The sequence below is a fragment of the Sulfitobacter sediminilitoris genome, assembly GCF_010667575.1.
Lineage (GTDB): Bacteria > Pseudomonadota > Alphaproteobacteria > Rhodobacterales > Rhodobacteraceae > Sulfitobacter > Sulfitobacter sediminilitoris.
The window spans coordinates 1-12717 of sequence record NZ_JAABNT010000038.1; the positions used below are offsets into that span (position 1 = coordinate 1).

Sequence of the window (12717 nt, forward strand, 5' to 3'; positions counted from 1 at the left end):
TCAAGCCAGTCTAAACCGGCCGGAGGAGCCAAAGCTCACTCCGCGAATGACATTTTGGCCGATCAGCTCCCGGACGCCATCAGGAAGCGGCAATGCTGACTTCGTAGAGAACCAGGTCCCCGAATGACCGAGAAACCCGCGCTTGACACTTACGCAAACAGAGAGCTGGTTTGGGCCGCCAGTGAAAGCGGTCCGACAGCTTTAGATTTCAATGGCTTCTGCAATACCCAATGCATCCTCGAATTCGACGCCGAGATATCGCACCGTGCTGTCCATCTTTGTGTGACCAAGAAGAAGCTGTACGGCTCTGAGATTTCCCGTCTTCTTGTAGATCTGGGTCACTTAAGTTCGCCGCATCGAATGCGTGCCGTAGGCAGTCGCTTCCAATCCAATTGAGGTAACACAGTCACGGACAATCCGCGCGTACTGGCGGGTTGAGAGATGGCGGCGCTCATGACATCGACAACCTTCATTGTCACCAGGTCACACCCGCGAAGCTTGCTGTCGATCGCCATATTGAACAGTGCGAGGTCGCGATGGTTCTCAGCTAGTTCAAGGCAAACACGGATTGCCCAGACATGCTTTGGCTTGAGCGATCGCTTCTGGCCGACGATGCGGCCCTTATTCCAGGCGGGGCGAAGCGCGCGAATGGCAGGTAAGTATGGTGTCTCCATGATTGATCCTCCGATCCGCCATGCCCTCCTACAACGACAACCCGACGTTGACCGAAACAACATACCGAAGGAGACTGCGTCGCCTCCGAGGTCCGTTGAGGACCCAAATTCTCAAATGCTGCGGTCCGCTTAACCGTGCGCTTTCGGCAGTAGACCAAGTATGCGCTTCATTCGGTGGCAGAATTGCGGTCACACAGGGTCGGAGGTTCGTTCGCTTCTCTCATTTCAAGACCGTGGGTGGCGTTCGAAACAAGATCAGGTCGGCTATCATTGTAATTCAGGCGCTAAGAGACTAGGTACAACATACAAAGTTGTGGTCTCCCGCGGCATAGGCGCATCGCCTGCCATAGTGAACTGCAATCATCTATCATGAAAATTCAATTTTCACTTCCCGTAGCTGGGATCTGATGCTTGGAGAGGTTGCCGATGTTATCGCGCGCGACCGCATCGCCCATGCGGTGTGTTCACGCGCGTTTGCGGCAGGAAAAGCCCATGCATAGCGACCGGACATGAACAGTGCCCTGTCGAACAATACAACTTAGAAACGGCCCTGACACGATATCTCGTCAGCGCATGAAAACAGTGAGGCGGCGCTTTCTCCGTCAAAGGATCAAAAAATGACTTTTCCAGAATGGACGAAACCCAGCATCTACGGTGCTTTGGGTGGTGCGATTGCGGTTTCTATCCTCGGGTTTACTTGGGGTGGCTGGACAACAGGCGGCAACGCCCAAGCCATGGCAAGGGAATTGGCAGCTGACGAAGTGACTTTGGCGATGGTGCCAGTGTGTCTCAATATTTCAGCGTCTGATCCAGGACGCACAGGGAAACTGGCAAATCTCCAGGAGCTTTCTGGCTTTGGCCGCCGCAATGCAATGATGGAAACAGGTTGGGCGACCCGCCCCGGTTCAGACAAGCCAGACCGTGACCTTGCAGACGCTTGCCTGGCGGGGCTTGAGCTGGATGAATCATAAGTCGAAGAAAGCGCGGCACTCGCTCCAAACACCTTGCGGGGCCCATATGGTGGCAGACACCCGATTGATCTGGGCTTTATTTTTCGGACCTATTCTCGCTCTGCTTCTCTTTGCAATGCCTGTGCTTGCCCAGACCATGCCGGAAAACGCCAGCGCAAGGAGTTATGGCGACGGCTGGGAATGCAATGTCGGGTATCGGCTTATTGGCGATAGCTGTGCAGCCGTCGCGGCACCGGAAAATGCATATGAAACGAACCGTACATATGGTTCCGGTTGGGAATGTCTTCGTGGTTTTCTCAACGTCGATGACACGACCTGTGTTGCAGTGGTTGTCCCCAATGGTGGGTTCCTGGACCCTTCAGGCGAACGCTGGCACTGCTTGCGCGGATTTCACAAAGTTGACGATACCTGCCAAAAGGTCGTCGTCCCCAAAAACGGCTTTCTGGTGGATACGTCCTTTGGGTCCGGGTGGGAATGTGACCGTGGGTTTGAGAAGGTGGATGACCTTTGCAATGCCATTGAGGTTCCCATCAACGGTTTTTTGAACGGATCTGGCTATGGTCAACCCTGGACATGTGAACGTGGTTTCTTTGAACAGGACGGTCGCTGCGAGGCCGTCGAAATCCCAGAATTCGCATACTTCGACGATGCTACCTACGGCAAGGGATGGAAATGCCAGAGGGGATATGAGGTCTCAGGTACAGGCTGCAAAGCGATAGACATCCCCGCGAACGCACATCTTGGCAGGTCGGGTAATAGCTGGAAATGCAACAGGAACTTCCAGAAGTCCAAGGGGCTGTGCGTTCTAAAGAACTAAGCCCATGGCACCGGGACTTCGGCTTCAACACCCATTGGCGAAGGTCCTGTCGCCCTCAAAAGGAAAATAGCATGAAAACCGAACTTCAATCGGTGGATACCATTCGTCGTCCCGTCAGAGGTGCGCAAGCGCCTCCTTTGACCCGTGGCGTATCTCCACCATCAACAGCCATCACACAGACCGCCGCGCAACCAACAGCGATTGTCTATTGCGAAGGTAATTTTGCCCGAATTGACGGCAAGACGGCCAACGGCCTAGTGCGCCATTCAGAGGCTTACAGGATCGTCTCAGTCATCGACAGCAACCATAGCGGTGACGATAGCGGGATGGTTCTTGATGAGGCGTTCAACAGCATACCAATCTTCGAAAGCCTGGATGCCGCTGTCGCCCACGAACCCACCGTCCCCGATACTTTCATCTATGGAATGGCCCCCTCAACTGGGCGGCTTTCGCCAGCTGATCGTGGTGTTGTCCTTGATGCAATAGCGTGCGGTATGAATATCGTCAGTGGCCTGCATGAATACCTGAGCGACGACACTGAAATTGCGCAAGCGGCACGGGAAAAGCACGTCACCATCCGCGACATCCGCAAACCGAAGCCCAGCAAGGACATGCGTTTGTTCGATGGCAGCGTCGCGAATGTACATGCGCTGCGCATCGCCGTTCTTGGGACCGATTGCGCCATCGGAAAGCGGACCACTGCGACAGTCCTGGCCCGTGCCCTCAACGCAAAGGGCATCAAGACTGTGCTGGTGGGTACAGGCCAGACGGGCCTGATGCAGGGCGCAAAATATGGTGTGGCTATGGACGCCGTACCGCCCCAATTCTGCTGTGGCGAACTTGAGGGGGCGATTGTTGCGGCCTCAGAGGCAGAGCAACCCGATGTCATCTTGATCGAGGGCCAAGGTGCGTTAAGCCATCCCGCGTTCTGTACATCGGCCTTTATCCTGCGCGGCAGCCAGCCGGACGCCGTTATCCTTCAGCACGCCCCAAAACGCGCCCATCGCTGCGATTTTCCCAACATGCCAATGCCCACCCCGGCAAGTGAAATTGCGTTGATCGAGGCATTTTCGGATACCAAGGTCATCGGCGTCACGCTCAATCACGAGGGTATGTCCGAAGCCGAAATCACAAACACGATTGCAGCACAAAGCGAAAAACTTGGGCTGCCCGTCACTGACGCACTGAGCCGACCGGCGGCACACCTGTTGGCGATGGTTGTTTCGGCCTATCCCGTCCTGCGGCAAGGGATACCCGTGGCTGCAATATGAGCAACCCGCGTATCGAAGTAGACCTAAGCAAGATACGCAGCAACACCCAGACTGTTGTTGGGCTGCTGAAGGCGCGTGGCATCGGTGTGACGGCTGTGACCAAGGCCGTTTGCGGCCATCCAGCCATCGCCCGTGCCATGCTCGACGGTGGCGCTGCCGGCCTTGCTGAGGCGCGTTTGAGCAACGTAAAGCGGTTACGCCAGGCTGGAATTACAGGTCCGGTCACCCTGATCCGAACACCCATGCTGAGCCAAGTTGATGACGTCGTGCAAGTCTGTGAGGCGAGCTACAACACAGAGATAGCTGTGATCGCAGCCTTAGCCGCTGCTGCACTCCGGCAGAACGCGGTTCACGGCATTATCCTGATGGTCGAAATGGGCGATCTGCGCGAAGGGATCATGCCTCAGGACCTTGGGGGCATGGCACTGCAAGTGGTGGACATGCCCGGCGTGGCGCTCAAAGGCATTGGTGCCAACTTCGCTTGTCTGAGTGGTCTTGCCCCGACGGCTGAAAAGATGCGGGCCCTGTCTGTTCTTGCCAATGATGTCGAGGGACAGTGTGGCCCATTCCTTCAGACGGTATCTGGCGGCAACTCTGCAAACCTGCCTTGGGCGTTTGGCGCGCGCGCTACTGGCCGGATCAACGATCTGCGCATTGGGGAAGCAATACTGCTTGGCGTCGATCCGATCACAGGGGATCAGATTGGTGGTATGTTTCGGGACGCCTTCACGCTTTTCGCCGAAGTGATTGAAACGGACTCCAAGTCTGTGCGGCCACTTGTGAACTGCGCTGATCACACCTTGGCAAGAATTCAGCTTGTCCCTGACACCTCAGAAACCAAGCGGATAATTCTTGCCATTGGGCACCAAGACACGGATGCGGCGGGGCTTTCGATGCCGCCGGGCAATACTCTTATCGGCGCAACAAGCGATCATCTTGTCATCGGCACGAAAGATGCGGCGCTCTGCGTTGGATCGGAAATGCCGTTTAACATGAACTATGGCGCTTTGATGCGCGCCATGGCCGCCCCGGAAATCCAGATAAATCTACGCAATGACCGACCCCTGCCAATCGCACGCGATGCCTATGGCCCAAGCAAACATCTGACATTGGTTTGAACGACCTTGTTCCAACACACGTGGATGCAACCAAAGAGGAGATTGCCACTTGGCAAAGCTGACAAAAACAAGCTTGTTCAAAGCGCAAGGTCCCAATGTGGAAACACCGGTGGAAAAGACATCCCGCATCGTTCGGAAGATGGTCGAAGAAGAGGCCGAGAACCGACAAGCCAAGAACGACCGACTCCGCAACACGCGCCTCGAACGAGAAGCCAACACTCCGACGAAGCCGTCGCGGTAGTGCATAGGACAGGTTCACCCAAGGCCGCCACGTAGCGACAACGCACTCTTCGCCTGCGCCTTTCAATCTTCTGGGGCGACCGGACGCACCTGAAGGAATTGCCCATGACGCACGCAGACGAGAGCTCCACAAAAGTTCACTATATCTGTCAGACATATGTGGAACAAAAGCCCGAGCGCGACGGGCAAGCAGGCTTGAAGATTGGCAAGCAATTTCAATATTCAACTGCAGCAGAAGCCCAGAATAGAGCCGAACGGGAAGCCCAGTCCGAGGATTGCGCCGGTGCTGATGCCTATATGATTAGTGAAGACCCAAACAGTGGCGAAGTCGGATCACCTAGCTTCCTTGTCAGGCTCGGTAATGTCCCGGAATTTGATGATTTCTGAAATTTGCAATCGGCTAAGTTCCACCCAAAAATGTATTCCGACCGCGACACACAAGACAGACTTTCTTGGTGTCTTTAGAACAGATTGCTCCATTACAAAGGGCCGAGTTCACAGTTGAGCGGCCACTGGCGCAGCCCCAGCAAAAGCACGGTGTGATTTCGCAACCCCAGAGATTTTGCGCGTGCAGCGAACGGCAGGTTCGCCGGGCCGCGCTGCGGCAACTTGAGCGATCGGTGGACGGCAGCTTTGGGCCTTTACCTATCCGGATGGCAGACAGTCCAACGCTACCCTATCGACGTCATGGGCAAACTGGGACAGCAAAGTCGAAGGCTTTCCCATGCGGGCGGATCAGTCTTCTCTGCGTAGTCGTTCAGCCATTGCGGTGAAGCCACGAGCTTCGGCATGCTCAAGTGGCGTGACGCCATCGCGGTCGGCAAGCGTTCGATCAGCTCCGGCGGACAAAAGCGCGTCAAGCACCGCCTCATGATCCGGGCCGCCATCACCAAGGACAACCGCCTCCATCACAGCCGTCCAATGCAGGTTGTTGATGTGGTCGAGCGGCGCGCCAGCGTCGATTAGGCGCCGTACCACTTCGGCATGACCGAGATGCGCCGCGGCGATCAGCGCGGTGCCAAGATAGGGGCTGGTTATGAGACCCGGATCGTTGCCGAGGCTGATGGCGAGTGACATCAGTTCGGGATCGTCCGCCACCGCGGCAATGGTGACGACATCGTAGGCCCGATATTCGAGCGCATTCATATCGGCATTGGCTTCGGCCAGTGCGCGCAGCGCCCCGTCCTCGGAGGCGAAGGCGGCGACATGCGCCGGAGTGCGCCCCCGGGAATCGCGGGCATTGACGTCGGCACCTTCCGCAACCAGCTGCTCAATTCCGTCGACGTCGCCTTCATGGGCGGCGCGGAACAGACCGTCATAGGCTGCAACTTCGCTTGGTGAAGGGGCAGTTTGTGCCGAGGCCGACCCGGCAAGTCCGATAAGAAAGGCAATCAGGGTAAGGAAGTGCATGGTTTCACCCTTCTAACAGTGTGCTTAAAGAATGGGCCGCGCACGGGACGCGACCCCAGTTTGACTTATTCGGCGCCAATCGTATCGAGACCAACACGGGCGCAGGCCTCGTCGAGGTGCCCGCCAGGTGCGCCTCCGACGCCAATACCGCCGACGAGGCCGCCTCCGATCCGTATCGGAAGCCCGCCGCCCTGGATGACCATCCGCGCATCCATGTAGCGAAGGCCGTCATGCTGCGGGTTCTCACCGATGAACTGTGCAAGCCCGGCTGTGTCGCGGCCCATTGAGGCTGACGTAAAGGCCTTGCCCTGAGCACTGCCGACAGTATGCGGACCCGAGTTATCGGCTTTCAGGTGCACCTTGGTCGCGCCGTCACGGGCAACGATTGCAACGCTCACATTGTAGCCGTCCTTGGCACAGGCCTCGAGGGCAGCGTTTGCGGCATCAAGTGCCATGGCAAGCGGCAGATAGGGGCTGGTTGGCAGATCCTGCGCCACCGCGGCCACGGGAGCGGCAAGGGCGGCGAGAAGAGCGGTTGTTCTGAGCATGTGGGTTCTCCTTTGCTGGTGACTGGGAGACACCTACGCCATCGCTGGATTTCGCCCCATTCGTAGGACGACCCGCCGCATCCGTAGAACTACGGAATGGATTCGGCCTCGATCCACAGACGCGTCATCTCTGCTGGCGACGTTGTGCCAAGTTTGGCCCCGATGGCCGCCCGATGGCTTTCCACGGTTCGGGGCGACACATCGAGAGCAGTGGCGATTTCTCGGGTCGCGAAGCCGCGCGCCACCAACGACAGGACTTCCCGCTCGCGCGGCGTCAGCCCGGCCATGAGTGCCATCGTTTCGCGGCGTTCAGCGTCGGCTTCGGCGGCCCGGCCGAGCACCGCCTGCCCCTTCTGAATGGCGTCGATGAGGTCCTGTTCGTCGACCGGTTTCGACAGGAAGTCGATGGCGCCGTTGCGGAACGCCTTGCGGCAGGCCTCGATATCGCCATGGCCCGAAATCACCACCGTTGGCCAGACCACGCCGCTCGCGGTCAGGTGTTCCTGCAGCTTCAACCCGGAGATCGCCGGCATCCGGATATCGAGGATCAGGCAGCCCGGATCGAGCTTGGGCAACGATGACAGAAAGTCCTCGGGCCCAGGAAAGCTCCTCACGTCGATCCCTACAGTTGAAAGAAGCAGACAGAGCGCCTCTCGGACCGCTGCATCGTCATCGACCAGATAGACTGGTGTGGTCATTCGGCGGCCTCTCGTTCTACGCGGGCCAGCGGCAGGCGTATCCTGAAGCGAGCGCCCTCACGGGCCTCGACCACAGTCAGATCGCCACCTGCCCGTTCGATCAGGCGATGACTGAGAGCGAGGCCGAGGCCAGTTCCGTTCTCCCGTGTCGTCACAAAGGGCGTGAACAACCGGTCCCGCACGTCCGGCTGGATGCCCGGGCCAGTGTCGCTGACGTCGATCACCGCCATCTCTCCGTCCAGAGCCGCGTCAACGGCAATCTTTCGCGATCCTGCACTCTCGGCAACCGCATCAAGGGCGTTCCGCATCAGGTTGAACAGAACCTGTTCCAGTTCCACGCGATCGCCCTCCACCGTCACCGGCGTCGGTGGCATCGTCAGGTTGAGCCGGGCGCCAAGATCCGCAGCTTGTCCCACGAGAAGGGTTTCGGCCACTCGGATGCACTCTCGCAGATCGATCGGCTCCGCATTGCGTTCCCGGGGCCGGGTCCAGGTGCGGAGGCGGTCCAGGATGGCGGATGCGCGCCGCGTCTGACCGACCACGTCCTCGAGGATCCCCGCAACGCGGTCCGTGTCGCCCCTTGCGGCCAGGTGCCGAGCCGCCTGCGCCTGCGCCAGGATCGCCGTCAGAGGTTGGGTCAATTCATGCGCCATGCCGCTTGCCATCTCGCCAAGCGCATTCACCCGGGACGCATGGCTGAGGCGGGTCTCAAGGCCGCTCAATTCGGCGCGGGCTTCGGCCGCGCGGATCTTGGCACGTTGCCGCCCCATCGCGCGCAGCGCAAAGCCGCCAAGTGCGATCAAGGCAAGGGCGATAGCCACCCGGCTCGGCGGCAAGATGTCCGTCGCCGTCATGCGGATCGCGGTCTTCAGCTCAAGCGGCTGGGTGCCGCTTGACAGCGCACGGCTGAAGTTTGGAGCGCGCCCGTCATCAGTGACACCGAATAGCGGTGTGCCATCGGGAAGGGCCAGCCAGCGCGTCGCCTCAACATGCGTCCAGTAGCGGGAATCTCCATCAAGCAGGGCAGCGGCGTCGACAATGAGGGCGAGACCGTAGCGCGCGGCCTGGGAATTGGGACTGCGTTTGACAATCAGGTAGGCCGGACGGGCGGACGGATAGCGCACAAGGACTGGAGCGCCGGTCGAGCGTCTGGCCGCAGCGCGGATCACGTCCCCAAGCTCGGCCTCTTTGATCCCGATTTCCAGCGCGCTGCCCTCGCCGTCGAGCGACACGAGGGAGATGCCGACAATGCGGGGATAGAACCGCATGATCGCGCCGGCGACCTCGCGAAAGAGATCTGGGCGCTGATCTGCACCAGCCACCGCGATGGCCGACAGGGCCGTGAGATGCGCGTCATGCTGGTCGGCCCGTTGTGATGCGACGGCATGAAGGCGCTCACTTTCGGTCGTCAATTCACTCAGCCGTGCGTTGCGTTCGAAACCGGCAAGTGCCGCAAGCGCAAGTATGCACAGCAGAAACCAAGCGCCCCCTTGAGCGAGGGGGCCGCGCAAATGATCTCTGACGTGTTGCGTTGTCTCTGCCACGTATCCGATTCCGGTGCGAGCGATGCGATCGAGGCATCGTTAAGTCGGGGTCAGCATAACCTCTTGTCGCGGTTTTGAAATCCGTTGGACTACAGAGGTCGGTCGGGGTTGCGCCGACAAACATCTCGTTTTGCCCCGCGGGCAATGTCAGCAAGGCAGGCTGCAACCGCAGATTGTCGCTTCGCCGCCAAGTGACCGCTCTGGGCCGGGGAGAGCAATTGCCGAGAAAGCATGCATTCCTATCCTGCAGCCCTTTCGACCAATCTGAAAACCTCGACCGGTTCTCGGATGCCTTTCAGCGTGACCTCTCCGGCCGAAAGTGAGGGAAAATCATCCTCCACCGCGATCGCGGCGCGGGTGCTCAGCAGGATCTCGCCATCCTCGGCCATGTCGCACAAGCGCGCGGCGACATTGACCGCTGTGCCGGAGGCGGTGTACTCAGAGCGCCCTTCATACCCGACCATGCCGACGGTCGCATATCCTAGCGAAACACCAACCCCAAAGCCCAGCCGATGGCCCATGCGCTTCCATGACCGGCACAGCTCGGACATCTTGGCCCGCATCGCCATGGCCAGTCGGACGGCATCCCCGGCCGGATCTTCGCAAGGCAAGGGATCGTTGAAAAGCACCATGATCCCGTCGCCCATTCGGTGGTCAACACCTGCGCTGTGTGCATTGATCAGCTTGCCCATCTCTTCGTGATAGGTTTGCAGGACCTCGATGGTTTCCTCAGGCTCGGCGGTTTCGCAAAACGCGGTAAATCCGCGAATATCGCAGAACAGGACACCCAGAAGCGCGCGGTGGCTTTTGAGCATGTCCTCGGACCCGGAGTTTACAACGGTGTCGGCTACAGCGGCGGGAAGGAAGCGCTTCAGCTTGCCCATGCGCTCGATCTCGCCGACCTGTTCTTCGACCCGCTCGCCCAGTTCGGCATTCAGCGTCTCCAGCGCCTTAAACAGCCGCACGTTTTCAATGGCGATGGCGGCCTGATCCGCAAAGGTTTCGACCAGCGCGATCTGTTCGGGACTGAAGGCGCGCACTTCACGTCGCGGCAGAACGATCAGCCCGACCCGTTCCTGCGTGGGCGAAAAGAGGGGAACGGCGAGCATCGTGCGGGTCTGCGTCATCCTGGTGAGCGGCAGCTGTGACAGCACGGGGTCGGCCTGCAGGTCATCGATATGGATTGTGTCCCGTGCGGCAAAAGCCTGCCCGGCGACCGAACCCTCGTCCACCGTGGGAGGATACTCCTTGAGCATCCGAACGCGCTCCGGCGTGTCCGGCAACGTCGCGGCAAGCTCGAACCCGTCAGCACCGATCTGCCAGATCACGACCGCCTCGGCATCGCAAAGGCGCATCGCTGTGGCGGCGATGACATCGAAAACGGGCCGGGCGTCCGACGGTGACTGGCTGATCACGTCCAGCACATTGGCGGTGGCGGTCTGACGCTCGAGCACGTCCGTCAACTCGGCATTACTTTCTTCCAGCGCCTTGAACTGACGCGCGTTCTCGATGGCGATCACCGCCTGCGCGGCGAAGGTTTTCACCAGTTCAATTTGACTGTCTGTAAAGGGTCGCACACCGCTTGGGTAAATCGCTATGGCGCCGATCGCGACGTCGTTTCTGATCAGCGGCACCGCTAGGAACGTTCGTACACCCTCTTGTTCGACCGCCCGGACCGTAGGCGGGTGCCCGTCGCGAAAGGCGGCTGTTTTGGTCAGGTCACTGACATGAACGACTTTCTTTTTCGCAACGGCTCGACACGGGGCTGAGGGGTCAGAGATCGACCATTTGGTTTGCTCTGCGAGAATATAGTCCGTGTTGCTGCCTTCCAGCGAGACAAGGTCCAATCCTTCGCCGGTCTCGTCGAGAAGGAAAAGCCCGGAAAACGGGGCGTCGCACAGACGGGTGATGTTTTTATGGATGATCTTGAATACCGGTTGCGCATCGTCGCGGCTTTGGCTGATCACCGACAACACGTCGCTGGTCGCTTTCTCGCGCTCCAGCCGCTCGCGGATCTCCCGGAATTGCCGCACGTTCTCGATGGCGATCACCGCCTGCGCGGCGAATGTCTGGACCAGCGCAACCTCGGCATCCGAAAATGGGGCCACCTCGCGACGATAGAGAAAGATGCAGCCGACACCTGTATCGCCGCTCACAAGAGGCACCACGAGCACGCTGCGCATGCCTTCCTCGTCCACCATGTTCACGCGGTATTCGTTGCCGTCTCGATAAAGATCGTTATCGGCAAGATCATCAATTCTGATGACCTTGCGCTCCAGCGGCGCCTTGACGGCCAACAGCCAGTCTTTTTCAACCGGTTCCCTAAACCGTGCAAGCCGTTCAGCGAACTCGCGCCGCGCACCGATCTGGGCCGGTACCGTTACATGTGTTCGATCAACATTGAGTAAGCAGATATAGGCCAGCGGAGCGCGGCACAGCCGCGATACGGCCTCCGTGATCACCCTGAAAACCGGCAGATCGTCATCGCGCGACCGGCTGATGATATCCAGAACGTCGCCAGAGGCTTTCTCGCGCTCCAGCCGTTCCGTGACTTCGCGGAACCGCCGGACGTTCTCGATGGCGATCAGGGCCTGGGCGGCGAAGGTCTGGACCAGCGCGATCTCCGACGGATCGAAGGGGCTGATTTCCCGGCGAAACAGTGTGATGTTCCCGATCCCCGCGCCATCTTTCACAAGGGGCACGAATAGAACGCTGCGGATGCCGGACTCGTCCACCATGGAGCAGACCACCGGGCTGCCCTGTTCGTAAAGCTCGCTTTTCCCCATGTCGTCGAACGCGATTAGACGGCCTTCGATGATGGAACGTGCGGCATAGGACAGTTCGGGATCCATCCGCATCTGGCCGGTCTCGAACAATTCGACCGCCGAGGCAAACATACCCTTGTGGGCCGCCAATGTTTGAATTTCATCGTCAGGAGTCCCGAGTATCAGGCAGGCAAGCGGCGCGTTGCAAAGCACGCAGGCGTTCTTGAGGATGGTTTCGAATACGGGCTGCTCGTCATCCCGGCTCTGGCTAATGATTTCGAGAATTTCCCGCGTTGCCGCCTCGCGTTCGCGGGCAAGCTCAAGCTCCGCGCGCAAACTGTCTCCGTCGTCTGTGTCTCGAGTTTTTTGCAAGAAATGCCCTACGGAATATTGCCTTATCTTCAACATTAGGCGCGAACGGTCAGACTGACTACCCAAATCCGGAAAGGCCTCTGAGCCACGGTCAACTTGGTAGGGCACGTTGGGAAAAGATCTTGCGGCCCGATTTCCTGGTCGCAGCGAATGTCTTGTGTGTGAGAACGCCGGTGGAATACTGCACCACGTGAGCGGCGAGATTGTCTTGTCGCAGATGGGCTGATTGGCCTGTCCTGTTAGGCTCTTCGTTTTGGCGGAGGGCGGGATTGAAGCACGTGGAATTGTA

Annotated in this window: 11 protein-coding genes and 1 pseudogene; 6 read left to right on the forward strand and 6 right to left on the reverse strand. The window is 59.0% G+C overall.

The window, feature by feature from the left end; genetic code table 11:
- Positions 1–201: 201 nt before the first annotated feature.
- Positions 202–674, reverse strand: a pseudogene (locus GV827_RS22290) (tyrosine-type recombinase/integrase).
- Positions 675–1291: 617 nt separating this feature from the next.
- Between GV827_RS22290 and GV827_RS22295 the strand changes: the two are divergent.
- From GV827_RS22295 to GV827_RS22320, 6 genes are all read left to right on the forward strand, one after another.
- Complete coding sequence (locus GV827_RS22295) at positions 1292–1645, forward strand: hypothetical protein (protein WP_164356378.1); 354 nt, start codon at positions 1292–1294, stop codon at positions 1643–1645.
- A 115-nt stretch (positions 1646–1760) separates the two neighbouring features.
- Entirely contained in the window at positions 1761–2462 is a 702-nt protein-coding gene (locus GV827_RS22300; RefSeq protein ID WP_164356380.1) for a hypothetical protein, read from the forward strand.
- A 71-nt stretch (positions 2463–2533) separates the two neighbouring features.
- Entirely contained in the window at positions 2534–3733 is a 1200-nt protein-coding gene (locus GV827_RS22305) for a DUF1611 domain-containing protein (RefSeq protein WP_164356382.1), read from the forward strand.
- The gene (locus GV827_RS22310) at positions 3730–4851 is read left to right on the forward strand and encodes an alanine/ornithine racemase family PLP-dependent enzyme (RefSeq protein WP_164356384.1); all 1122 of its coding nucleotides are present in this window, start codon (positions 3730–3732) and stop codon (positions 4849–4851) included. The genes GV827_RS22305 and GV827_RS22310 overlap by 4 nt, the downstream gene beginning before the upstream one ends.
- Positions 4852–4900: 49 nt before the next feature.
- Positions 4901–5092: a hypothetical protein gene (locus GV827_RS22315; protein ID WP_164356386.1), complete on the forward strand. Its 192-nt coding sequence runs from the start codon at positions 4901–4903 to the stop codon at positions 5090–5092.
- Positions 5093–5196: 104 nt separating this feature from the next.
- A complete protein-coding gene (locus tag GV827_RS22320) occupies positions 5197–5478 on the forward strand; it encodes a hypothetical protein (protein ID WP_164356388.1) in 282 nt (93 codons plus the stop codon).
- A gap of 348 nt (positions 5479–5826) precedes the next feature.
- On the opposite strand, the gene GV827_RS22325 is transcribed toward GV827_RS22320, so the two are convergent.
- The 5 genes from GV827_RS22325 to GV827_RS22345 all read right to left on the reverse strand — a co-directional run bounded on the left by GV827_RS22325 (position 5827) and on the right by GV827_RS22345 (position 12392).
- Positions 5827–6501, reverse strand: a complete 675-nt coding sequence (locus GV827_RS22325; RefSeq protein WP_164356390.1) for an ankyrin repeat domain-containing protein — start codon at positions 6499–6501, stop codon at positions 5827–5829.
- Positions 6502–6566: 65 nt separating this feature from the next.
- A complete protein-coding gene (locus GV827_RS22330; protein ID WP_164356392.1) occupies positions 6567–7049 on the reverse strand; it encodes a GlcG/HbpS family heme-binding protein in 483 nt (160 codons plus the stop codon).
- 89 nt (positions 7050–7138) lie between these two features.
- The gene (locus tag GV827_RS22335; RefSeq protein WP_164356394.1) at positions 7139–7747 is read right to left on the reverse strand and encodes a response regulator transcription factor; all 609 of its coding nucleotides are present in this window, start codon (positions 7745–7747) and stop codon (positions 7139–7141) included.
- Complete coding sequence (locus GV827_RS22340) at positions 7744–9291, reverse strand: sensor histidine kinase (RefSeq protein ID WP_328823203.1); 1548 nt, start codon at positions 9289–9291, stop codon at positions 7744–7746. Before GV827_RS22340 ends, GV827_RS22335 begins: the two co-directional genes overlap by 4 nt.
- 239 nt (positions 9292–9530) lie before the next feature.
- On the reverse strand, positions 9531–12392 hold the full coding sequence (locus GV827_RS22345; RefSeq protein ID WP_164356396.1) for a GAF domain-containing protein: 2862 nt from the start codon (positions 12390–12392) through the stop codon (positions 9531–9533).
- Between the last annotated feature and the right edge of the window lie 325 nt (positions 12393–12717).